The following is a 21,371-nucleotide window of genomic DNA, read 5'->3' on the forward strand; positions in this document are numbered from 1 at the left end:
GTTACTTCCTCCGGCGCTTCGTACCACTCGTAGAGGCCGGAGGCTTCGTCGTACCGTCCGCGTCCGTAGAGTCGTCCGAGGGTGTCGATGTCGAGCGGCTCAGCCAAGCCGCCGTCGCTTTTGGGACATCACCGGACTCCCAATACGCCTGCGCCATATCCCGGTTCACCTCAAGGTCGAACTGGGCCGTGATCAGCGCACGGGAGATAGCACGGGCGGAAACCCCGTCCTCAACCATCTGCTTGTGAGCGTCACCGAGATAGATTCGGTACACGTCATCGTTGGTGAGCGTCACACCCGATTCCGGGTCGCGGGCAACCTTCAACAGGTTCCCGTCCACCCCGTTCACCACCGGGAGGGTGTACTCCCTCTCAACCCCATCGGCACCCTCAATGGGGAGCACGATCGGGTCGTAGACCTTCTTCCATGAAGCGAACTTCATCAGGGACCTCTTTCGGGAACCAAGGAATATGACTCGGGGTGGGCGGGTCCCCACTCACCCACCCCGAGAGTTACTTACGACGCGCTTGCGGCAGGGTTATCGATGTCGATGTTCAGCGGCACGTCAGTACCGGTGAGGGTGACCTGCGCCTGCTCGAGGTTCGTCACGGCAGTGTTCGAGCGCTTCCAGTCGACGATCGCGACACCGGAGTTCGCCTCGGGGCCGCCGTTGCGGTCGTACCAGCGGAAACCGATGCGGTTGTCGGGGGCGAACTTGCCGACGCGGGCACGGATCATCTCCTGGCCGGCGTCATACGTCACGCTGGGGCTGGTGGCGTACTTGCGGAAGAACGTCACCTGCGCCGTCCACGAGTACATGGTGGTTTCTGAGGAAGCCCACCCGTTCGTGTCGTAGTCGGATGCGTCCTGCACGTTCGCGGTGATCTGCGGCTGGAAGTCAGTGACACCGTTGACGGCGGTCCACGTGGCCGAGGTGAGGTCGTCGATGTCGTCTGTGACCTCAACCGCGAACTTGCGGGCGAGGGCGGATACCTGAATTTCAGGCATAGATGATGCCTCCTAAGGCAGGGCCGAAGCCCGTGAGGGTTTACAAGGGCGGGGACCCTCCGCCTTAGGCGGTTTTCCGGTCAGAACCGGACGTCAGTTGGCTGCTCTTCGTAGTCGACCTGGAACACCATGCCCATCTGGGGGCGGTTGTTCTGGTCGTCACCGATCTGCAGGGTTTTCAGCAGCAGCACCTGGTCGGTGCGGATCGTGCCGAAGTCGAAGTTCTTGGAATGCAGCAAGTCCTTGAGCTGCGAGAGCGCCGCGTAGGGTGCGAGCTCGTCATCAGGTGCACCCCGGACAAGGAGGGAGAGGATGCCTGACCCCATGGGGAGGGCAGGGTTCTCGTCTGCGACGGTGAAGTCCAGTGAGATGTTCTTGTCCACCGACTCGATGAGCGAGGCGATGACGACAGCGGTGGAGTCTTTCGGGTACGGCGTGGAAGGGTTCGTGTCGGGGTCGATCCACGTGCCGATTCCCGCCGAACCGATGACGGATGCGAAGCCTTTCAGGAGGTCCAGGTAGTCAGCCAAAGAGCACCCCCGCGACTGCCGCTAGTGCCGCTTCGCGGCCTGAGATCATTGCCCCTGTGAGGTAGAACGGTCCCGTCCCTGGGGTGGTGTATTTCAGGGGTGCACCGAACACGCCGTGCCGGTAGAACACCCCGTACTCCTGATACCTCGCATACGGACCCGGGTAGCGGATGTGGCCCTCATGGGATGTCACGGTGAGTTCCGCAGACGACCGCAGGTGACCGCCGTTGTCTGGGCCGAGGGGGACGGTCGGTTCGGCTTTCGCTCTGATGACCTGCAGCCCGGCCATGATCGCCGGATCAATGCGGGCCAGGATCTCCGCCGCGGCCTCTTCAAGATGGAAACCGCTGAAGTCCCACTCCATCAGGTCACCTCAGTTCAGGAACAAGACCAATAACGGTTGAACGAGGGGACCTGCGTCGTAATGCTCTGACGTGATGACCGTGGATTCCCGCTCGAACGCGGTTCCCGCATGAACGGTCACGAGAGAGTTCGTTGGAACCGGCGCGAGAGCATCCATGTACACCTGCGTGCCGGAGATGAGCTGCTCGCCGTCTTTCCCGCGGACCAGGACGTCCTTCTGCACAACCAGAGCCCGTTTCACTGGGACGGATGGGCCGAAGGTGCGGCCCTTCGCAGAATCACCCGTGTACGGCTTGTACGAGACGGTCTTGTGCGGGAGCGCCGCGTTCGGGATCTGCCTCATCGCGACCAGAACCCCAGCAGCGCCCCGTACCCGACAGCCTGGTTGAGGAAGTCGGCATCCTTGAGAATCTGGACCGCTTCGGGGGATATGCGGGAGTACTTGGCCTCAGCCGCCATGTCACCAGGCTCAGTAGAGCTGCGCGTACTGTTCCCCAAAGACAGCGGCCCAAGTTGGACATGTGGCCCCGACACAAGCCACCCGGAAGCGTTCTCCGTGATCACGAACCATGCCGCCTGAGCGCACGTCGCATCTCTCAACGTGGCAATCACGTCATCATCAACGGGAAGCTTCGTGTCAGGGTCGGTCGTGTAATACGCCGTCTTCACAAGGTTGTGGATCACCCTCGACGCGCGTTTCAAAGTGTTGAGGTTCACCTGATCGGTGATGTCTTCCCCGGAATCATCTTCGGAGAACTCGGACTCCTGGAAATCAGTCAGGGTTGCGTACAGAGGAACAGACAAGACAACCCCCGTGTGAAGTTATTGGAGGACGGCCCGCCACGGGTTAGGTGACGGGCCGCCCTGCGGCTTAGGAAGCCGAGAAGGTGGAGTGGATCGCAACCTGAGCGGTAGCGATGCCCTCCGGGCGGAACAGCTTCGCGCCGTAGATGTTCAGACCACGCACAATGTCCGCGAAACGCTTCTGCTCACGCAGCGCCTCAACAGAGTTGATCTGCGAAGCGAACGAAATCGCACCGGGAACACCCGCCGAGATCAGGTCACGGCCGCCAACCTTCGCGAGGTTGTTCGACACGAGGACCTCGAAGTTCGCCGCCTGGCCGATGTTGCCGTTGCGGAGGGTCTCCGTGGTGCCCGAGTGGGCGGCCGAAGTGAACCGCTGGTCCATCTGCAGTGCCGCGCGGAACGCCGGCGACACGACCACGTAACGACCCTCAGTGGGGACGTTGGCCTTGTCGAGCGCCTCGTCCAGCTTCACCAGGACCTGGTAAGCGGAGATGTCGGTGCCCGAGATGTCCTTCGGGTCGCCGTCGAACACGGACACGTTGCCGAGCTTGTTCGCGGTCTGAGCGCCGGTGAACAGGCCGGCAATGTACTGGTCGACGGTGTTCTTCAGACCATACGCGGCAAGACCCATCGCATCCGACTGGAAGTTGCCAGCGGCCTGAACCTTGTCGACGTCGTTGACGCGGAAACCGAAGTAGTCGCCCTGGTCGATGACCAGCTCCTGGCCGGTGTCCGACAGGTCCTCGATGGTGATGTCGGTCGTCTTGTCGTACGAACCGATGGTCGGGTAGCCGATGGTGGTCACGTGAACCGTGTCACCCTGCTGGCTGATCTGACCCTCATAGTCCGTGTTGACGACGGTCGGCTGACCGAAGACGAGCGACTTGAGGTAGGGGTCCAGGATCGCGGACGCCCAGAGCTCGGGAATGAAGTTCTCGATAGACACCGAGAGCCCCCCTTATTGAGTTATGACACGAGGTGCTGTAGCTTGCCCTCGCGCTGAAGCTGAAGGATCTTGGCGTGGCCTCCGGGCTGCGCCATGAGCTTCTTCAGTTCGTCCCGGGTGACGGAAGCTGCTGCTTCGCCTTCCCCGGAGTGGGTTGTGGACGCCGAACCTGTCGAAGCGGCCACCTGGACTGCCTTGAACTTGGGGTCGGATTCGACCGTCTGCTTGACGAGCGCTTCCACCTGGGAAGCGAAATCGTCAGCGGTCGGGTCGAGGTTCGCCACCTTCGCCTGGAAGGTGACAGAGTCGGTGAGGGCGCCAACGTTGGCGCCGTTCGTGGATGCCGCTTTGGTGACGGCGTTCTCGCGAAGAAGTGAGTGGAGCTGGGTTTGGGTGCGGTCGCGCTCGTCCTGAGCGGCCTTCACGAGATCCTCAGCCGGGGTGTCCTTCTCGATGAAACCGAATGCCTTGCCGAACTGCTCCTTGAGAGAGTCGTACGCGTTCTTCGCATCGTTGGCGGCCTTGTCTGCCGTCTTGTGCTTCGTGCGCCAGTCGGCGGCTTCCTTGCGGAGCTGCTCAACATAGTCGCGGTCGAAAACTTCAGGCTTGTCGCCCTCCGAAACGGGAGCTTCGGGGGATGCGTCAACGGGTGCGGTTTCGGCCGTCGTTTCCGTAACGGTTTCCTCGCCCGTGTTGCCCTCGTCGGTGTCCTCGAAACGGATGCCTCGCAGATCAAAGGGGGTGGAACCGATGCGGGCGAGCCCGTCAACGTCACGTCGCGCGAAAGGGAATGCGGTATTCAATTTGAACTCCTACAGGCTCCTGGCCTGGCTCGGGTCGCGGGGACCTGGTTATTTGGATAGCCCGCGCGAAGCGTCAAGCTTCATGTCGGCGGGGGAGCCTTCTTTGATGCCGTGTGCCTTGTCGTAGGCATGATCGGATGCCATCGTCCAGATCGTGCCGTCCGGTTTCCACGACTTCGGCAGCAGGGTTGTCGCGTTCAACGCTTTGGCGCGGCGGATGATGAACTTCCGAATCGCCGTGTGGTCATCGTTGCCACGCCCGACAGCGCGGATCGCATTTCGCAGGTCCTCGGTCGTCTTGATCGGGTACGACCCGTCCGGCATCGCCTGACCGGCGTCAGCCATCTGCTTGCGCTGGGCATCGGTGTAGTCGGCCATGACGGCTCCTCTTCAGTTTGTGGGTCGGCGCGGCGGCGGACCAGTCGCTCTCTGCTTCGCCCGTGCGCGTCAATGCGCGGCGTGAAACCGGGTGTTGCGCCGTCTTACCTGCGACTCGGCCGACCTTCTAGAACGGCTGGTGATCAGAGTTGAGCCCGTAATGTTCCTGATCGATGAGCGGCCGGCCCGACTGGTACTGCAAGCGCCCTTTGTCGTCCCGCAGGAGACGCCACACGTCAACGCCGTCTTTCGCGTCAATACGCACCCGGAACACATCAGAAGTGTCGATCCCGATGAACACCAGGGAGGCGAGAACGTCCTGCTTGTCGAGCATGATCATGACCCGTCACCCAGAACGGTCTGCTCATAAATCTCGAGCAACTGCTGGGTGGGGATCTGATGCACCGTCGTGAAACGAACAGTTGTGTCAGCGCCCGCAGCGGACAGGTTCACAAGGTTGATGGTCATCGACCCTGCGTCGTACGGGCCAACACCGATAGCCGCAGCGATAGCCGCTTCCATCTCAGGCGGCGGATTGATCGGCATGCTCCGCCCCCTCGTGCTCTCTCGCCAAAGACGGGATGACGAACCCCTTGCCGCACACCCTGCAATGCCACGGATCAGACACTTGCCTCCGACTGGTCATCGACGAACAACCCCGGATATTTCAACCACAACGCTGAACGGTGCTGGTTGTCGTGGTGGTTGCAGAACAACCACTCGCCGCCGTCATCAGTTATGAGGCGAACATGAGCCTGCGCAGAGCAGGCATCACACCTGTCCAACTTCGTGAGCGGCCTGGGGTCCATGGGTCACCTTGTTAGAACCTTCACGGTCAGCTCCTTGTGGTTCAGAACCACTCGCCGGCCGATGTAGTCGTACTCGTCCTTCAACCGGTTCACTTCCTCACGGCTCGAGCAAGCGATGAGCAGGGCCTTGATCTTGCCTGACGCCATGAGTTGACCTCCGTTTGGGCATGAAAAAAGCCCCGACCGGAGTCGAGGCTTCAAAGTGGTTCTTCGAATCAGAGAGGCTGGAACTCAGCACGCATGCCGCGCTGCTTCAGGTCAGCGGCGATAGCTACCGCTGCGGCGTTGGCTTCACGCTGACCACGGCCATCCCAAACGCCCAAGGTGATGTTGAACCCATCCCCAAGGTCCTCGGCGTCCGCGTCAATGGACTGGAAAGGCGACAGCTTGACTTCACCGTTCACGACAGGCTTCCCAAGGGCGCGACCAAGCTCCGCGAGCACCTGTTCCGGTGCCAGCGGCGAGTCAACCGCAACTATCCCAATGTCAGCCATTAGCACTCCATTGTAGCGAGAACCCCTGGCCAATGACCAGAAGTCCATCCAGGCCCTCGATGTTGCGGCCTCCGATTCGATCGACGATCTGCTGTGCTTCTTCCTGCATCCACACATGCGACGCCGAGCGAAGGTCAAGTACCACCAAGGGTGCCTGCTTGCGGGCATTGCTGATCTGCTTCATGAGCGTGCTCACGCTGCCCGTGGTGGCGGTCTTGAATTCCACAGGGACGAGAGTGTGAGCGATGATCGCGTCTGCGCTCTTCGTTTCCGTATTGCGAGCCACATGCCATACACGCAGGTTGTGCTGTTCGAGCCAATCGGCAATGGGCACTTCGGCGGCCTCGTCCCAGTTGTTCCCCCGATCGACGCGACCCGATGCCGCATATTCGGGTCCAGTGAGCCGACCCGGATAGGAACTCGTCTCGCGTTCGGCGAACGCACTTGGCAGATCAGGGTCGCTGTCGGCCAAGGGGGGTGCTGGAGTCTTCATCGGCCCGTGCTCGGGTCTGTCGTCCGTGAGGTTGATCTGCTCCCGCCTGCGAGCCCTGGTGAAGCCTCCAGCTTCGAGATCACGCAGCTTCGCCCTGGCCGCCGCGAGGTCTTCCTTCGCCTCTTTGACGGTCTGCGGATCATCCGAGTAGGCGATCTTCTGCTTCGCCTTGCGAATCTCACGCTCAAGAGCACGCTGACGCTGAGACTTCTTGAACTTCTCCGCAGCTTCCTCATCCGTCATGCCGGGCTTGTGAAGCTCGGTGACGCCGGGAACGTACATCGTGAGATTGTGCTGACAGTTCGGGTGGAACAGCCCCTGAGCTGTCGCTTCCGCGATTGTCGCATCAGCCCTATGATCAGGTTTGACCGACAGGATTTTGCCCTGCCAGGGGAAACACAACGGGCACGGGTGCAGATCCGGGGGGATCGTGAACAACTCAGCCCCCGCGGCGAGCATCTGCTGCATGTGTGCGTTGTTCGATGCCCGCTGCGCCGCCGTGCGGACAGCCATCTCCGTGTAAGCCGTCAGAGTCCAATCCCTGCCGCCCTTGTCCGTGAACCCGGTGACTCCGTTCTCAAGGAACTCCTGATACGCCGAGCGCATCGCATCGACCATCGTCTGCGTGTTGTCGGTCAGAAGATGAATCGCCCCACCCGGTGCGATCTGCTTGTAAATGTCGTCATCCAGGCGGGTGATGCGGAATCGCACATCCTCGAGCTCGGAATTCAGGTCATCCAGGACGGCCTGGATCGCGCGCTCCGATGTCGGTTTGGAGAAGTCGAACGGCGACTCGCCACCATTGGTTCCGTTCCCGCCAAGCGGGGAAACCGGGGGAGTCGGCGGCTCAGACGAACCGTTGCCTCCTTGAGGAACCGTTGGCGCCGGCGACACGTGCGCGTCGATCCGACCGGGCGTGTACGGCTCGAGAACATTCCGGGTGTTGCCTTGTTCCATTGCCAGCGGAACGGCATGAGTTACGGAACCCTGCACTAACGGCAGGGACGCGCCCTTCCGAGCCGCCGCGACAACCAAACCGTGCGCCAAAGCCGGCGATTTCTGCCCCAGTTCAGCCGCAACCCCGCGAACCAGTTTCCTGACCGCCAGATAACGGGAAGTCGGGTCAGCCCACCGTTTCCCGAGGATCACCCCGACGCCCCTGAGGATCGCCTGCTCAGCCTGCGCATACAACCCCGCAAGCGCCGCAGCGAGAGCTGGGACGTTACTGCTGGAAGTCTCCGTTTGCGGTGTCGTCACTCAAACCCCCAGGCTGTTCGGCGTACTGGAACGCCGCCGTCGAGGGGATGTCCAGAGTCATCGGGTTCGGAGTCTCAGCCTTGATCCGGTCAACCTCTTCGAGGATCTGCTCTTCCGTCCATCCCGGGTTCGCCCGCTCAACACGGGTCTGCAACGAGATCGAAGAAGCAGCGTCCAGCATTTGGATGATCTGCGCCGTCCGAAGCGGGTCCTCTTGGGATGTCTCCGGGAACTCCGATGCCACGTCAAGACCCGGCTTCGAACCCTGACCGGGGTAGACGATCGAGTCGAGCTCGAGCATCACGGAACCCATGTAGTTCAATGCGGCGGACGCGTACCGTTTCTTCTTGTCCCTCGTGAGTTCCGAGTCCGTCTTGCGGTCCATGACCTCAGTTGCGGTCTGGGCGATGTCGCCGGCCTCACCGTACGAGCTGAGGGAGTACCCGTTGTGTCGCAGCGCAACCTTCACGAGGTTGTAGACGGTCTGCTCGTGCTCTTGCACGCGAATGTCGAACTGTGTGGACTGGATGTTCTTCCCAGCCTCCTGGTCGGGAATCCCGTCGATCATCGTGAACACGTCCTGCTCAGCGTTGAACCGTGCACCCCTACCAGGGCCGTTGGACTTCATCAGGGCGGAGTTCACGAACAGGCGAGACTTGCCCGCCTTCAGGTCAGCCATCCAACTGGACCATGTTTCATCGATCGCGTTCAGCGTCGGCTCAATGCCGGAGTAGTCCGACCGGCCCAACCACCTCGTGTTGCCGTACCCCATGAACTCCCCATTAGGGCGAACGTTCGGCTGGTAAGCAACATGCAGACGGTTCAACGGAACGGTGATCACACACGTGTTGTCGCCCGGGTAAACCGCACCGGGAATGTTCGACAAATGCGCAGTCTCGGGGATCGCGTCGAAGGAGATTCGGGCGCCGATGTTGTTCCAGTCGCCCTTGTACAGGCCGTGGATGATCGCACCCTGCTCGTGCCGTTCAAGGTGACGGTAAACAGTCCGATCTTCGTCGTATCGGGTCCAGAACGTCACCGCTTTGAGCCTCGACCCGGCGAACTCCGGAACAGCGGTGTTCGCGTTGTGGCCGTGCATCCACACATGATCCGGAGCGTCGCCGGACAAATCCCATTGGGGAGTCCAGTACGTTCCACCGAACGCAGCGGTTGATTCACCTTGCTCCTGAAGAAGCATGTGCACGTCAGGGGAGTTCAGCATCAGATCCAGACGGGTCTGAGCGTTCTTGTCCTCGACGGTGAATTCCGGAGGCTCAGCGAACAGCAGCGAGCTTGAGAGCTGGGCAAGGTCGGCGGCCACGGGCACGTGCAGTACCGTGCGCGTCTCCCCGTACTCCAGCGGGCGACCCCAGAACAGGTTCGCCAACCTGCCCATGAAGTTCCACGCCCGCAACTCCGGCATCTGATTCGGCTTGCCCGACGTGCGGAGATAGTTGTACACCCCGTACGCGCCACGCAGCTCATTCACAGTGCCCGAATACCAGGCGTTCCACTCCGCATACTTACGGAACACCCGCTCAAGGTCGCGCGGCGGCCAAACGGCGTTATCTGCCGGAAGCGGCATGCGTCCCCCTCGGGAAAAGGGCCACAGGGGACGTGCGGCAAGTTATGCGGTCAGCTCGTAGCTGTACTGGGAACGGAGAGTGTGGGTGACATAGCGGAGAGCGTCACATGAGTGGTCGTTCTCTTTCACGGGGGCGTCCTGCCCCTTTTCGGTCGCCTTCGCGTCCCACCTGTACTCAGTGATCTCCGACAGGAGGTTCGAGCACCGGTCAGAGACGATCAGCTTCCCCGAATCCAGCAACCTCGAGACCGTGCCGATGCCGGCGCTGACGTCGTTGTTGCCCGCCCACGCGTTGATGTCCAGGTTGAACAGCTCTTCGCGGAAGTGAGCTGCGGCCGGGTCGACGACGTGGTATTCGATCTCGGGAAGAGTCTGAACGCCAGGCCCCCACTGATCAGGGCGTGTCTGCTGAATCGGGTGATGCTTCTCGCTCAGCCAGGAGACGTACATCTTGGCCTGCTTCGACGGAGCCAAACGAGGTTTCCCCAACGATTCGTCAGCGTGATACAGGAACTCATCCATGGCGACAAGACGCCGATCATCGGTGACGCCGAGCATGATTCCCGCTGTGGCGTTCGATGTTCCGAAGTCGATGCCGACACCGATCACACGGTGCACACGCGGCATGTCCTCGAACTTCACTTGGTGCTTCTGGGGGTCCCACATGGGGTAGATCGCACCCTCAGCGTTGGTCCACTTCCCGAGGATCATCCGGTCGTAGAACACCCCCGAATACGAAGCCCTCATGCGGGCCTTGTACTCGTCCTTCAGGGTGGGGTTGTCCTCCATCGTGTGATGGAAGTGAACAACGTCCTTGTCGCGGGCTTTGAGAATCCACTCTTTCCGCATCCAATGGTTCATCGATGCGGGGTTCATCGTCGCGAGGATCCTCGCGTCGTTCGCACGACCGCGCGTGACGAGCATGTTCCAGAACTCTTCAGGCAGCAGCGCCGCTTCATCCACATACGCGAGAGCAACCGTCGCACCCTGAATGCGACCCACAGAGGCGGCGTTGTTCGCACCGACGATCATCACCTCACGGCCCAGGATCTGAGCCTTCGTCGCGCCGGCCGTGTACTTCACCTCACTGGCGATAGGCCCGAAGATCAGCGGATCCTGCAGCAGTGTGAACAGGTTCTGATACACCGTCTGAAGGGACCGGCCGATGACCACGATCAACCCTGTTGGCGCCGTGGGGATCGCTTGCAGGAACGCCCACAACGAAGTGAACGTCTTCCCCGCCGAAACAGCCCCCGACCACAGTGCGATCGCATGTCCCTCGCACTCGAACAACGACTCACGCTGCGCCCGCGAGAACGAAGCTGACAGGGCATCACTCAACGACATCGTCAACCGCCTGATGCTCTTCCTCATACACCGCGGAGATCGCCTCTTGCAGTCGGCCGAGGAACGAAACCGCCTGATGCAGTTCGCCGGTGTCCCTCTCGACTATTCGCGAAGCCTTGTCGAACGCGATTCCAGCAGAGGTCAATGCTTGCCGGATCTCCGCAACGGGTGCGGATTCGAGATACTGCTCATGCCAGGTACCGTCGCGGCCACCGAACGCGCCGACGAGGTACGGCTTCTTCCGCACTTCGATCAGTGCCTGGAACGCCGCTTCAACCATCTCTTCGGCTAGAACAGAACGCTTCTCGGCAAGGTCTGACGAGCGCGCCGCCGTCGCCGCAATAGTGATCGATCGATCAAAGGACACGCCGGCGGACTTCGCCATCTGTGTGACGGTCCAGCCCGAGCGATTCATAATCCGGGCGATGTCGTTCCGTGCTAGCCCCTGATCGAACAGCTCTCTAAAGCGTTCCCGTTCCTCATCGGTGATAGGGGTAGCCATTGGTCCTCCACCTCACGGGCTCTTCCCGCGTATCGGTGTCTGAAGCGGGGACCTCAGATGTTCACTTGTGTCACATTCCACGACCTCGGAAGGCCGACCTTGCGTGCTTTGCGGGGCTTCGAATCGTCGTCGTACGCGTGACGGACCAGAGAGGAACCGTCCTCATGGTCGACGAGGGAAGGCCACGTGTAGTAGATCGACCCCAACCATGGGTCGCCTTCGATGAACGCGGAAAGCCTTTCGTCGTACGGCTGCGAATGCTTCGCGCCGAAGTCCAATAGGGCGCGAAGGTGGGAGCTGCGAATAGCGACCGCGACACCCCAACACAGCCGGGAAGCGGTGAGGAACCCGGCACCTGTGAGCTCGGCCTCCATGATCGCCTCATCGAACGGCTTCACAGACCTCAATGGACGCGACGTTCCCGTGTAGAACGACACCAATGCCGCATCACGGGGAACGTTCGTCAACGCCCGCGAAACATGCTTCTTGAAATCAGGAACAGGTTGGGCGTCATCCTGCAGCACGACAAGCCACGAGTCAGCCCACAACGCGTCATCGTGAGCCTCAGCACCCCACGTGAGCGCTCGAGCATGATTCGCCCACTCACCCAACGTGCCGTCATCGAGAAACAATGTCGCATTCAACGACCTTTGAAGAGCAGCGCACTGCACAGCACGGGAAACATGCCCGACGATCGCATAACGGATCATTCGTCAGCCGCCCACGAGTTGTGACGAACGCTGTCCAAGCCGACTTCGAGAAGCCCACGAGTTGTGACGAACGTCTGCTCAACGCCAGCAACAGTGCCAACCGTCGAGTAATCGTTCGCTTCACCATCCGCGGACAGCTTGTGTGTCAGCAGAACCCACGCATCCACGTATACGCCAGAGTCGACCGTCTCGCAGTACGCCTTGATCGCCGCGTCGAGAACGGCGCGCGCCTGAAGCTCAGCATCCTCATCCACGAGCTGACCTCCACGCCTCGAACCTCGGGTCGCCTTCGAACAGATGCTCACCGAACTCGGCATTGAACCTGGCGACAGCACCCCACGTCAGCTCGTCATCGATCTGCCCGGCACGGCCACCGGTCTTCGACACAAGGTGCTTCACACGTGAGTCCGGGACGAGCATCGGCTCAATCCCCAAAGCCATGACCTGCTTCACTGTGGCGTTATCAGCACACCAGTAGCCGTAGTCCTCGTTCAACCCGCCGATACGGTTCCACACCTCACGCGCCATCATGAAACACCACCCCGAAAGGTGACGGCCCGTGATCGGACCCGTCTCGTTCCCACGCAAACCCTGCTGTCGCGGATCCCCCGGATTATGCGGCGACACGACCATGTGCCCCGCGTTGAGTAGAGGTTCCATCCATCCCGGTTCGAAAACCAGGTCGTTGTTGGCGAACATGATCCAGTCAGCGCGACCCCAACGAGCACCCTCGTTCGCGGCCGCGTTGTAGTTGAACTGGCCAGGCCGGCGAATCACCGAAGCGCCCCGATACGACGCGGAAGGGTCCTGCTCAACAACGATGATGTTCAGCTTGCCTGACGCGCCCCTACGGCACGTGTCGATCGCATGCTGCGTCATCCGGCGAAGGTCAGGTGTGGAAGCGTTGGACATCATCACAACATCCATGACGGCCTTCTGCGTCTCCGTCACAGTCGAGTCGAACACGTAGTGGTACAGCGTCTTCTCGAGATGCACTTCCGACTTCAGCAGCGGCTTCAACCGTTTGGCGTAGTCGCCATCCTCACCCCACTGGATCTCCTTGAACGGAGTCTTCAGGGCGAGTTCACGGCGCACTGCGGCGATGTGGTTCGGGAGCCGCTCGAACCGGTCGGGGAAATTCCTGTCGGCCGTGAACCGGATCGAATAGTCACACGGGGTGACAGGGCCGCCATCCAACGTCACAGCGGCTTGGAACGTCACAGCATCCGGGTCGCCGGAATCGATCGCCGCCAACAGTGACGTGATGTAGTCCGGTTCCACCCAGTCGTCGTCATCCACGAAAGCCACATAGTCGCCTTGCGCGAGATTCACGAGAATGTTGCGCTTGTCACCCACCACACGGGTGAAGTTGTCCTGCAAGACGATCACTTCGACCCGTTTGCGGTCCTCCAACTGCTCCACCTGCGCGAACAACTGGTCAACGACCTTCGCCGCCAAACCATCCCGCCGTGAAGACACAGACGGCACAAGCACAGACAGGGCAATCACGGGGGACTCCTTGGGGACGGAGGATCAGTTGCGAAGCTTCACGCGATGCTCGAACCACGGGCCAGGGGCACCAGGAGCGTCAATCGGTGCCCACACCCTCCGGCGATAGAGCACACGCAACCAACGCCATCCGCGATCCGTCGTGTCCACGGGATGCCACGCGAACCAGCGGAACCAACGCTCAGGACTCATCAGTCGCAGTCGAAACCGTCGTCGTCGAAGGGCAGCTCATCCATCACAGCCACCCCTTCGACCGCCAGTAAGGTGCGTAATGCGCTGGGGTCACATCGCCAGGATGACGATGCTGGAAAAGGTTCTGCCCCGCATACAGCAGGTACACGTCGCCGAGAGCAGCGCACTGCCACGAGGAACCGTTGATCAACGCCCCGTACACGAACCGGGGGAAATCAAACGGAAGCAGCTCGTCGACGCCAACGATCGCGTCATCGGCGTACGAGTACGGCTTGCCGAGCTGCGCGGTGAGGAACATCAACCCGGCATGCAGGTCAAGGTCCTCGAACCGTGACCACGCAATGTTCGGGTATGCGTCATCCGCTGCGCCGATCGTGCGACGCACAACACCGCCCGGCTCCGCACCGATATACGTCGTCTCCGAGTCCGCGACCACAATGTGGTACGGAACCTCAGCAACCGGAATGTCGCCGGCCGCCTTGTGAGTCACATGCCGAATAACGTTCGGCCAGAACCTCGGATTGTCGTCAGCGACCAAACCAACCTGACCCTTGAGAGACATTAGGCCTCCCGACTTGATCAGTATTGAGTTGCAGCAAATGACTTCAGAGGTGCCGAACGGCGACAAACGCGATTGAGTGCGTACGGCTACTTCACGGGTCGCGTGTACTGCGCATGTCCGGTCAGAGCAGTCGACCGGTTCCAACCACCGCAAGCGGCACACCGATACAGCTGGTAGCTGCGCACGAACGCGTGCACCTTCTTGTGATGAAGGTTGAGCTTCGTGGAACCGCAGAACGCGCAACGAGACTCGGTGCCGTCAGCGATCATCATTCCCATGTGCGGCTGGTTCTTCAGCCACGGCAGAAGGTCGAGATACGCGCGCTCTGTCAACGTCACATCGCGGTCGTTGTAGAGCTCGTACTGTCTCCAGTCCTTCTCTGTGCCCTGACCCGTGACAAGCCGGCGCACAAGCCCCGAACCGCCCGAGTCGAGCTTCCCTCCACGCTCGAGGAACTCACCCAGGTATTGCAGTGACCTCGACATGAGGTTGAACCGCGCCTTCGCTGACTTGTACAGGTCGACGCTCTTGAACGGCGCCGCTGGGCCAAAGCCGTAACGTTCGAACTCTTCATTCATCCACGGGAAGTCAGCACGATCACCATTGAACGTCACAACAACATCCGCTTCGGTGAGCGCATCCCACATCAGACGCACCATGGCCTCATGACCCGAACGCTCATCCGCACCGAACGGCTTCTTCTCATGCAACCACTTCGCAGAGAACCGGGAAATGCGCGGCGGCTCGAGAACCCATTCCTTCGGAATGTTCACTTGCCACAGTTCGTAGCTCAATGTCTTGGCGGGGAAACGCTCAACATCGATCGTCAGAACCTTGACGTCCCGCGCAGCCTTGTCGAGCTTCAACGCCTTCACATCACCCGCGAGAGACACAGTTGCACTCCCCACGACGATGCTTCCGAACGACGGTCGCCTCACCAGCGAACCCGTACTTCCGGAACAGCAGAACAGCCTTCGGTGCCGCCAGACCGGACGACAGAACAGTCTCCGCCGCATCCAAATCGGCCGGCGACAGCGAACCCATCCATTGACCCAACATGCACGGTTGCGGTTTGGGGGTGATGAACTCTTGGAAGTCCTCAGCCAGACCCATTTGCGCCTCCTGACGCATCAGCCCCTCGGGGCGGTTGTGTTCAGTTATGAGGTGCGAGTCGCCCTCGAGTGATTCGAACACTCACTGACGCGATTTTGAATCGCGTGCCTCTACCTGTTGGGCTAGAGAGCGGCACACCCCCAACCGCACAACGGAAGGGGTGGCGGACGAGAGCTTTGACTCGATTCACAGGCAGGCCCTCGTGTGAGACTGCTCAGCTCGCCTACATAGACCCGGGGCAGGTACGAGCAAACTGGAGACCCGAGATCGTGGACCTCGCGGGTGACGATCCCGCATAAGGCGCTTCACTTCCGTCGCAACGGTTTAGTGCAATGCACCACTCGACCAAATCGAGGCCCGTGTGCCGAGTCCATCCACTCACTCGGCTGAGTTCTTATTCAGTTTGTCTATGCCTCAATGGGCGAGGTCGCCGGGCCGAAACCGGGCAACGAAAAAGCCTCCACCGGATTCCGGAAGAGGCAGTCAGAAGGTCACGCGGACACAAGTCCAGTTGTGACTCTTACAGCGTGACACGCGCGACACACGATGTCAAACGAAAAGTTATGAATTCCGCAAAACACACGCGAAACACTTATGAGTCGCGGCCGAACGACGGATGCGCCGCAGCATCATCCATCCGAGCCTCAACGGCGAGAAGCTGGACGCGACGGTACAGAACCGAACGGAACGGACGCCACGTGTCCACGAGACCAGCCGAAGCCCAACGCTGAACCGTGCGCTTATTCCGACCCACAAGCTCAGCCGCATCCACAAGAGTCAGCCACTCCCTCATGCGCGCGTTTTGCGGCCAACCGGTTGGTTGGTGAGCTCACTCATCGTCAGTACCTTCCGTCTAGCCATGCTTGGAGTGTTTCGGTTGACCCGAACCGGTGTCCGTCTTGGGCTTTGTGTTCGCCCTTGTGGCCCTTCCTGCGGGTGCAGGTTGAGGTGATGGTTGGGCCGTCTAACAGTAGAAGCTCACTTGCGGGGCATTTCCCGTTGTGAGCTTCGAGGTAGGTTGCTAGGCGCCTGAGTTGTTGGGGGAGGGTCATCCGATCACCCCTTGCGGGTCGAGTGTCACGGTCAGGTCGCGCCCTCCATGCCACAGGTACGTCATGCCGTCGCGGCGGACTCGGTGTGCTGGGTTGTAGCGGTCGTGGGGTGAAGCACATGGGATGCTCTCAACGTCCGCGATGCTCAGGTCTTCTTCGAAGGACTCGGCGGCCGGCGCTAGGGCGAAGTTCGCTGTGCGGTCACACATCGGTCGACGCCCCCGATTGGCGCCACATGCGGTAGGCCTCGCATGCCGAGTTCACAGCCTCACGCGGGGTATTGCCAACCCCGGAGACGCCACCGGCACCGCTCGCGTAGTAGACCACGCCAGCAATGTTCCTGTTCTTCCAGAGGCGTCGGCTGAAGAGCCCCCGGACCTGGTTCTTGACATAGTCGCGCTCAATCTTCATGACGCCTCTTGCAGTTCGATCAGTCGGGCGACCTCCGCACGTGCTTCATCTGCCTTGCGCATCCAGCGGCGCGAAACCTCGCACTGCGCGCGGAAGGCGTCCTGCCACATGCGAATCCAGAACAGGTCTTCGGGCAGTTCATGCATTATCTGCACAGGTCCGGGTGCGCTCATTCGCCGGCCTCTTTCTGCCCCGACTCCCGTTCATGTGGTTGGGCGTGCTCGGGTCCTTCTGGAGTCTCGCTATCCGAGCGCCGGAGGAACGCACGAGCCGCCTCGCCGTGGTCGGAGTCCCAGGCGTACTCGTACGCCCACTCGTGGTACTCATCGGAACCGATGCCCTCACCGTCGTCATAGGCCCATGACGCAACGAGGTTGTAGATCGAGTCGCACTCAGCGCACGAGATCCACGCGTACACGCTCCCGTCGAAGGCGTAGACGCGCCGCAGGTATCGCTCTCCGGCGCGCACTGCGATGCATCCACACACCAGGCAGTAATGATCAACGCGAGCGACGGGCCGCGTCTCGGAGATCAGCTCAGGCATCGTCGGACTCCTGTTCGAGTGGTTCGGGATGCTCGGCGTGGTCGCATCCCTCGTGCTGCTCACAGTGGCTACAGCCCTGCTCGTGGTAGTCGTCGTCAAGATGAGCAGCGTGCTCCCGCATTGACGGCTGCCCGCAGTTCTCTAGCAGCCACCCGTACCCGTCAGCCATTGGTCACCTCCGAATCGAGTGGTTGGTGCTCCTGCTCGGCGCGGGCACGGAAGCCGTCCGCCAGGTCGAAGAACGACTTCGCAGGCGCGCCCGACCAGTAGTGCCCCGCGGAGTCCGCCTGCGAGGCAGCGCTCAGCAGCGCCTGCTTGCCGCCCTCAGCACGCATGCGCGCGTCACGCTCGGCCAGGAGCGAAAACGGGTCGGCGTCGAGGATGTCGAGCAATGTAAGCGCGCGAGGCAACATGTTCCGCGCGCGGCACTCGGTGATGTAGTCCTTTGCCTTGGCGAGCTGGGCGGCGAGAGCGTCACGCTCAGCCTCGGCCTTCTCGGCGCGCTCGCGGGTCGCCTGTGTGGCCGCGAACAGATACTCGTCCAAGCGGCTCTTCGGCGGCAACGTGTCCGCCTCGGCCAGATCGGCAATCTCACGCAGCGTCTTGGCGCGCACGTCGGCGTCGTGGGCGGCGAGCCAGTCAGACTCAAGGATCGCGTCCACGAGCGGCCCGAGATGTTCCCATGACACGCGATATCCGGTGCGCTTCCAGTAGCCATCTGTGAGCGCCGTTTTCAACTTCTCGCGCTCGTCGATGCTCGGCGTGTACGGCTCACCCATCGTTCCCCTCCTTCGCAAGACGGTCGATAGCGTCGGACACCTCAGTGCCGACCTGGAATGGCTCGACAACGGCACGCACCTCTTTCAGCGTCTGAACACGGACGTAAGAGGCGATGATCGGGGCAGCAGAGCGAATTTCAAACGATGCAGTTACGGCCGCACCGGCTAGCACAGCTCGCTCGGTGAACCCGATCGCCGCGACTGCTTCTTCGATGACTTCGGGTGGCAGATCAACGGGCATCAGAGGACTCCTTCATGAACTCGTTCAGGCGCTCGGTGAGGGTGCTCATGCCTTCACCCCGAAATCGTGAGCGAAATCATCAAGCACAGTGGGCGGAACGGACGGCTCATGGTGCGCGAACAGCCACCGATACGCGCTCTGGTGCGCCTCCTGCTTGGCCTCGGCCACGGCGGACTCGGGGATGAGGCGAGTGAACGGGGCGCGCTTGGTTGCGTCATCCTCATAGTTGGCGTCCACGCAGTACCAGTCGAAGTGGTCATCGAGAATCCAGTCGACGCCTCGCGCGTCCCGGTATCCACCCGGCTCGGTCGGCAGAGGTGCGGGCTTCGGGGTGACGGAGGTGATGGTCCAGCCGGCCATGAGCAGAGACCCAACGAAGTGCATGCGCTCGTACATGCCGTCGACCACCGGCAAACCCGCGTTGAGCCGCACTTCCCGCACTAGGCGGTCGCCGTCCTTTTCGAGGGTGATCGTGTCACCGGGGCTGTAGGTCAGGTCAGGCATTGGGGTCCTTACTTGATGACGATGTATTGGATCTGGGTCGTCTCGATGACGTGCCCGAGGATGGCAATCGCGAGGATGGGGACGAGGATCACGAGGCACCAGCGGATGCGGTCCATGTCCTTCCGGTTCTCAGGGCTGGAAAGCCATCCGATGATGCGGTGCATGTGCTTGAACACGGAATTGACATTACACCTAGTGTAGGAAAGTTACTACACCGAGTGTAGATTGCTTTCACGCTTAATCCCTACACCCCGTATAGTCGCGAAGGTGGAGAAAGTCGTGACCCTCAAGCAGATCCGTTCGCTTGCGAAGAAGATTGCCCTGGTGGACTCACGCCGCGAATCGCTCATGTCGGAGCGCGACGAACTGATGCGCCGAGCGAAGGGCGAGGGGGCCACCTGGGACGAGTTGCAGGACGCGGCGGGGATGAACTCGCCCACTGCCGTATCCCGTGCACTCAAGCGGAAGGCTTAGCTTCCTCGAGGACCGCTAATCGTTCGAACAGCGTCTGATCCACCACAGCCCCGCAGTCCGGGTTCTGACATACAACGTGAATGTCGTCCATGAACTGAAGTGGGGGCTTCCACAACAGGGTTCTCTGCCGGCACTTGTAACACCTGACGTTCCTCACCCGATGTTCATATTCCTTCATCGGGTGGGATGCCATTGCTTTCTGGGTGAGGCGGTAGAACCTGACAGCGTTCTCAGCACCCTGCTCGGCTGTGACGAACAACTCAGGGTCGATGGAATCCACAATGTCTGTCGTGATGGAGACCACATCGTCGATGGAGTCCGTTGACGCGAAGTGCGCCCCTGATAGAAGAGTGAGCAGCTCGTCGGCGGTTCTCCATGAGGTTGGGATCGGGAGGACCCATGAGCTCGAAGCCCGGATGCCTTGATTGTCGACCTGCTGCGCCCTCTCGACTGAGCGAAGGTGGGTGATCATGTCCTTCGCAACCGAAAGCGCTTCACGCCACTTCTCAAAGCAATGCCAACACAGCAAACCGTTCGACGCTTCACGCGGCAAACAGCCCGTGCACTCCCTCCCGGTGTAGAACCTCACCGGGACATCCCTCTTCAACTGTGGGTTCCACACGTCCCGCCACCGGTACTCGAACCCATCACACGAATCAAGATGTTGGTCTTTGACCGTGCAGGAACGGATGTCCAGAAGCTCATTTGTTACACAGGCGATCACTCGGCCTCCCTCATCTCACGTTTCGCTTCCTGCCGTTCCCTCTTGTGGGTGCGGCGTTTGATCTTCTTCACCACACCCGGACGGTCCAGGTAACAGAGCAGCTTCCGCCAAGGCCCGTAAGCGTCCTGCTCGTCAGCGTTCACACGTCTACGCTTCACTCAGACTCCACATTCCTCATTGGCTGGTTGCCTTTCGGTTCCAACTGCCGCCAAATCGAATCGGATATGTCCCTGCCGTCTAGAAGGCCGAACATCAAACCTCGGTCCTCTGGGGCGATGAACTCTTGCACCCAAAGGGCTTGCTCCTTGCGTGTCGGGAAACCCTTCGCCAGGAGTCCCTCATGGATTTTCCGCATGCCAGTGAGCTTGTCGTCATAATCGAGCGCCATCGGAAGAGCTGTTTCCCGCGCCCACTCGTGGAACTCGTCAGGCAAACCCTCGGCCCAACTCCTGAATGTCCCTGCTCGAAGCTGACGCCACACTTCCTTTACGGACAAGCTCGAGACAATCCGATGCAAGGCGAGGTAGTCCTCCTGCTTGACTTTCACCGCATGGGCGGGGTCGAACCAGATCACGAACCCTTCATGGTTCTTCCGGGGAGGGATCTCGAGGATTTCCCGCAACGTCCCTCCATGAGCGGGCTCCTGGAATCGTGAGTCGGCCCAAGGTGAAAACTCGCCTGTCGCGTTGTCTACCGTCCCGAGGAAAACCAGGTCATCCATGTCGCCGTAGTCGACAACGATCCGGTTCTGGGGATACACGATCTCCCAAAGCGGTGTGATGTCATCCGACACCCAGGACCGGATCGCGTCCTGCAAATCGGGGTCTTTCGCGAGCAGATCGTTCGCGTGGATTGCTTGCTCCGAGACGAACGAACCTCGGGTGGCGATCGCCGGCCTCCCATTTGGTTGCACATACCCGATTCCCAACGAACCGTCCCACTTGTTGTAGGCGCCGATGATCGCCGCGTCAGGGTCGTATTGTTCGGGCTGTTGACCGTAGTTGAAGAACTTCCCGAAGGGACGCGCCTTCACTTCGAACGTGCGAACATCGAAGATCACCCCACGCAGCGCCTTTGTGGTGGGAGTCCAGTGGTTGTCGTACTGGCACTTGTCCGTGTAACCGGCGATCTGCAAGTGCGGGAACTCGGGGTGGACCTGAACCTTGACGTAACCCTCGTGCGCTTCGTGGGCCATGTCGGAGATGTCGATGAAGTCAGAGAGAAGCACGAGTCT

The 21,371-nt window shown here is 60.8% G+C and carries 35 protein-coding genes and 1 tRNA gene; 2 read left to right on the forward strand and 34 right to left on the reverse strand.

Going from position 1 to position 21,371, the window contains the following annotated elements:
• Position 1: 1 nt before the first annotated feature.
• From ABD708_RS10915 to ABD708_RS10970, 13 genes are all read right to left on the reverse strand, one after another.
• Complete coding sequence (locus tag ABD708_RS10915; RefSeq protein WP_344754276.1) at positions 2 to 442, reverse strand: DUF7426 family protein; 441 nt, start codon at positions 440 to 442, stop codon at positions 2 to 4.
• A gap of 74 nt (positions 443 to 516) precedes the next feature.
• Complete coding sequence (locus tag ABD708_RS10920; RefSeq protein WP_344754278.1) at positions 517 to 1,008, reverse strand: phage tail tube protein; 492 nt, start codon at positions 1,006 to 1,008, stop codon at positions 517 to 519.
• 80 nt (positions 1,009 to 1,088) lie between these two features.
• Positions 1,089 to 1,538 (reverse strand): hypothetical protein, encoded by a 450-nt coding sequence (locus tag ABD708_RS10925; protein WP_344754280.1) that lies wholly within the window; start codon positions 1,536 to 1,538, stop codon positions 1,089 to 1,091.
• The gene (locus tag ABD708_RS10930) at positions 1,531 to 1,902 is read right to left on the reverse strand and encodes an HK97 gp10 family phage protein (protein WP_344754282.1); all 372 of its coding nucleotides are present in this window, start codon (positions 1,900 to 1,902) and stop codon (positions 1,531 to 1,533) included. Before ABD708_RS10930 ends, ABD708_RS10925 begins: the two co-directional genes overlap by 8 nt.
• Before the next feature lie 9 nt (positions 1,903 to 1,911).
• Positions 1,912 to 2,244 (reverse strand): hypothetical protein, encoded by a 333-nt coding sequence (locus tag ABD708_RS10935; protein WP_344754284.1) that lies wholly within the window; start codon positions 2,242 to 2,244, stop codon positions 1,912 to 1,914.
• Positions 2,241 to 2,705 carry a hypothetical protein gene (locus ABD708_RS10940; protein WP_344754286.1) on the reverse strand — a complete coding sequence of 155 codons (465 nt, stop codon included), beginning with the start codon at positions 2,703 to 2,705 and terminating at the stop codon, positions 2,241 to 2,243. Before ABD708_RS10940 ends, ABD708_RS10935 begins: the two co-directional genes overlap by 4 nt.
• A gap of 67 nt (positions 2,706 to 2,772) precedes the next feature.
• The gene (locus ABD708_RS10945; RefSeq protein ID WP_344754288.1) at positions 2,773 to 3,654 is read right to left on the reverse strand and encodes a major capsid protein; all 882 of its coding nucleotides are present in this window, start codon (positions 3,652 to 3,654) and stop codon (positions 2,773 to 2,775) included.
• 20 nt (positions 3,655 to 3,674) lie between these two features.
• Positions 3,675 to 4,457: a hypothetical protein gene (locus ABD708_RS10950; protein ID WP_344754290.1), complete on the reverse strand. Its 783-nt coding sequence runs from the start codon at positions 4,455 to 4,457 to the stop codon at positions 3,675 to 3,677.
• Positions 4,458 to 4,505: 48 nt separating this feature from the next.
• A complete protein-coding gene (locus ABD708_RS10955; RefSeq protein ID WP_344754291.1) occupies positions 4,506 to 4,835 on the reverse strand; it encodes a hypothetical protein in 330 nt (109 codons plus the stop codon).
• A gap of 127 nt (positions 4,836 to 4,962) precedes the next feature.
• Positions 4,963 to 5,175 carry a hypothetical protein gene (locus ABD708_RS10960; protein WP_344754293.1) on the reverse strand — a complete coding sequence of 71 codons (213 nt, stop codon included), beginning with the start codon at positions 5,173 to 5,175 and terminating at the stop codon, positions 4,963 to 4,965.
• The gene (locus tag ABD708_RS10965; RefSeq protein WP_344754295.1) at positions 5,172 to 5,381 is read right to left on the reverse strand and encodes a hypothetical protein; all 210 of its coding nucleotides are present in this window, start codon (positions 5,379 to 5,381) and stop codon (positions 5,172 to 5,174) included. Before ABD708_RS10965 ends, ABD708_RS10960 begins: the two co-directional genes overlap by 4 nt.
• A gap of 74 nt (positions 5,382 to 5,455) precedes the next feature.
• Complete coding sequence (locus ABD708_RS19465) at positions 5,456 to 5,644, reverse strand: DUF7455 domain-containing protein (protein WP_425553278.1); 189 nt, start codon at positions 5,642 to 5,644, stop codon at positions 5,456 to 5,458.
• Between the two features lie 3 nt (positions 5,645 to 5,647).
• A complete protein-coding gene (locus ABD708_RS10970) occupies positions 5,648 to 5,791 on the reverse strand; it encodes a hypothetical protein (RefSeq protein WP_344754296.1) in 144 nt (47 codons plus the stop codon).
• 20 nt (positions 5,792 to 5,811) lie between these two features.
• Here ABD708_RS10970 and ABD708_RS10975 point away from each other — a divergent pair, with 20 nt between their 5' ends.
• The gene (locus ABD708_RS10975; protein WP_344754298.1) at positions 5,812 to 6,141 is read left to right on the forward strand and encodes a hypothetical protein; all 330 of its coding nucleotides are present in this window, start codon (positions 5,812 to 5,814) and stop codon (positions 6,139 to 6,141) included.
• Here the strand turns inward: ABD708_RS10975 and ABD708_RS10980 are convergent.
• The 19 genes from ABD708_RS10980 to ABD708_RS11065 form a co-directional block, all read right to left on the reverse strand.
• Positions 6,131 to 7,888: a phage minor capsid protein gene (locus ABD708_RS10980; RefSeq protein ID WP_344754300.1), complete on the reverse strand. Its 1,758-nt coding sequence runs from the start codon at positions 7,886 to 7,888 to the stop codon at positions 6,131 to 6,133. The genes ABD708_RS10975 and ABD708_RS10980 overlap by 11 nt on opposite strands.
• Entirely contained in the window at positions 7,854 to 9,473 is a 1,620-nt protein-coding gene (locus ABD708_RS10985) for a phage portal protein (RefSeq protein WP_344754301.1), read from the reverse strand. The genes ABD708_RS10980 and ABD708_RS10985 overlap by 35 nt, the downstream gene beginning before the upstream one ends.
• 42 nt (positions 9,474 to 9,515) lie before the next feature.
• Positions 9,516 to 10,820 carry a PBSX family phage terminase large subunit gene (locus ABD708_RS10990; protein WP_344754303.1) on the reverse strand — a complete coding sequence of 435 codons (1,305 nt, stop codon included), beginning with the start codon at positions 10,818 to 10,820 and terminating at the stop codon, positions 9,516 to 9,518.
• Positions 10,807 to 11,322, reverse strand: coding sequence for a hypothetical protein (locus ABD708_RS10995; RefSeq protein WP_344754305.1), 516 nt, complete (start codon positions 11,320 to 11,322; stop codon positions 10,807 to 10,809). Before ABD708_RS10995 ends, ABD708_RS10990 begins: the two co-directional genes overlap by 14 nt.
• A gap of 53 nt (positions 11,323 to 11,375) precedes the next feature.
• Complete coding sequence (locus ABD708_RS11000; protein WP_344754307.1) at positions 11,376 to 12,032, reverse strand: hypothetical protein; 657 nt, start codon at positions 12,030 to 12,032, stop codon at positions 11,376 to 11,378.
• A complete protein-coding gene (locus ABD708_RS11005) occupies positions 12,029 to 12,286 on the reverse strand; it encodes a hypothetical protein (RefSeq protein ID WP_344754309.1) in 258 nt (85 codons plus the stop codon). Before ABD708_RS11005 ends, ABD708_RS11000 begins: the two co-directional genes overlap by 4 nt.
• A complete protein-coding gene (locus tag ABD708_RS11010; RefSeq protein ID WP_344754311.1) occupies positions 12,279 to 13,541 on the reverse strand; it encodes a glycosyltransferase in 1,263 nt (420 codons plus the stop codon). Before ABD708_RS11010 ends, ABD708_RS11005 begins: the two co-directional genes overlap by 8 nt.
• Before the next feature lie 235 nt (positions 13,542 to 13,776).
• Positions 13,777 to 14,295 carry a hypothetical protein gene (locus tag ABD708_RS11015; protein WP_344754313.1) on the reverse strand — a complete coding sequence of 173 codons (519 nt, stop codon included), beginning with the start codon at positions 14,293 to 14,295 and terminating at the stop codon, positions 13,777 to 13,779.
• A gap of 86 nt (positions 14,296 to 14,381) precedes the next feature.
• A complete protein-coding gene (locus ABD708_RS11020; RefSeq protein ID WP_344754315.1) occupies positions 14,382 to 15,188 on the reverse strand; it encodes a ribonuclease H-like domain-containing protein in 807 nt (268 codons plus the stop codon).
• Positions 15,172 to 15,489 (reverse strand): hypothetical protein, encoded by a 318-nt coding sequence (locus tag ABD708_RS11025; protein WP_344754317.1) that lies wholly within the window; start codon positions 15,487 to 15,489, stop codon positions 15,172 to 15,174. Before ABD708_RS11025 ends, ABD708_RS11020 begins: the two co-directional genes overlap by 17 nt.
• A tRNA-Leu gene (locus ABD708_RS11030) sits at positions 15,467 to 15,540 on the reverse strand. The genes ABD708_RS11025 and ABD708_RS11030 overlap by 23 nt, the downstream gene beginning before the upstream one ends.
• Positions 15,541 to 16,000: 460 nt before the next feature.
• Entirely contained in the window at positions 16,001 to 16,201 is a 201-nt protein-coding gene (locus ABD708_RS19520) for a helix-turn-helix domain-containing protein (RefSeq protein WP_486326947.1), read from the reverse strand.
• Between the two features lie 460 nt (positions 16,202 to 16,661).
• On the reverse strand, positions 16,662 to 16,871 hold the full coding sequence (locus tag ABD708_RS11035; protein ID WP_344754319.1) for a hypothetical protein: 210 nt from the start codon (positions 16,869 to 16,871) through the stop codon (positions 16,662 to 16,664).
• The gene (locus ABD708_RS11040; protein ID WP_344754321.1) at positions 16,868 to 17,044 is read right to left on the reverse strand and encodes a hypothetical protein; all 177 of its coding nucleotides are present in this window, start codon (positions 17,042 to 17,044) and stop codon (positions 16,868 to 16,870) included. The genes ABD708_RS11035 and ABD708_RS11040 overlap by 4 nt, the downstream gene beginning before the upstream one ends.
• The gene (locus tag ABD708_RS11045; RefSeq protein WP_344754322.1) at positions 17,041 to 17,340 is read right to left on the reverse strand and encodes a hypothetical protein; all 300 of its coding nucleotides are present in this window, start codon (positions 17,338 to 17,340) and stop codon (positions 17,041 to 17,043) included. Before ABD708_RS11045 ends, ABD708_RS11040 begins: the two co-directional genes overlap by 4 nt.
• Positions 17,341 to 17,576: 236 nt before the next feature.
• Complete coding sequence (locus tag ABD708_RS11050; RefSeq protein ID WP_344754323.1) at positions 17,577 to 18,194, reverse strand: hypothetical protein; 618 nt, start codon at positions 18,192 to 18,194, stop codon at positions 17,577 to 17,579.
• Positions 18,187 to 18,435, reverse strand: coding sequence for a hypothetical protein (locus tag ABD708_RS11055; protein ID WP_344754324.1), 249 nt, complete (start codon positions 18,433 to 18,435; stop codon positions 18,187 to 18,189). The genes ABD708_RS11050 and ABD708_RS11055 overlap by 8 nt, the downstream gene beginning before the upstream one ends.
• Positions 18,436 to 18,480: 45 nt before the next feature.
• Positions 18,481 to 18,939: a hypothetical protein gene (locus tag ABD708_RS11060; protein WP_344754325.1), complete on the reverse strand. Its 459-nt coding sequence runs from the start codon at positions 18,937 to 18,939 to the stop codon at positions 18,481 to 18,483.
• 8 nt (positions 18,940 to 18,947) lie between these two features.
• Positions 18,948 to 19,115, reverse strand: a complete 168-nt coding sequence (locus ABD708_RS11065) for a hypothetical protein (protein ID WP_344754326.1) — start codon at positions 19,113 to 19,115, stop codon at positions 18,948 to 18,950.
• 91 nt (positions 19,116 to 19,206) lie between these two features.
• On the opposite strand from ABD708_RS11065, the gene ABD708_RS11070 reads away from it, so the two are divergent.
• Complete coding sequence (locus ABD708_RS11070; RefSeq protein WP_344754327.1) at positions 19,207 to 19,413, forward strand: hypothetical protein; 207 nt, start codon at positions 19,207 to 19,209, stop codon at positions 19,411 to 19,413.
• Here the strand turns inward: ABD708_RS11070 and ABD708_RS11075 are convergent.
• Entirely contained in the window at positions 19,397 to 20,002 is a 606-nt protein-coding gene (locus ABD708_RS11075) for a hypothetical protein (RefSeq protein ID WP_344754328.1), read from the reverse strand. The genes ABD708_RS11070 and ABD708_RS11075 overlap by 17 nt on opposite strands.
• Positions 20,003 to 20,291: 289 nt before the next feature.
• The gene (locus ABD708_RS11080; protein WP_344754329.1) at positions 20,292 to 21,365 is read right to left on the reverse strand and encodes an RNA ligase; all 1,074 of its coding nucleotides are present in this window, start codon (positions 21,363 to 21,365) and stop codon (positions 20,292 to 20,294) included.
• Positions 21,366 to 21,371: the final 6 nt, after the last annotated feature.

The sequence above is a fragment of the Gryllotalpicola koreensis genome (genome assembly GCF_039538185.1).
Taxonomy (GTDB): domain Bacteria; phylum Actinomycetota; class Actinomycetes; order Actinomycetales; family Microbacteriaceae; genus Gryllotalpicola; species Gryllotalpicola koreensis.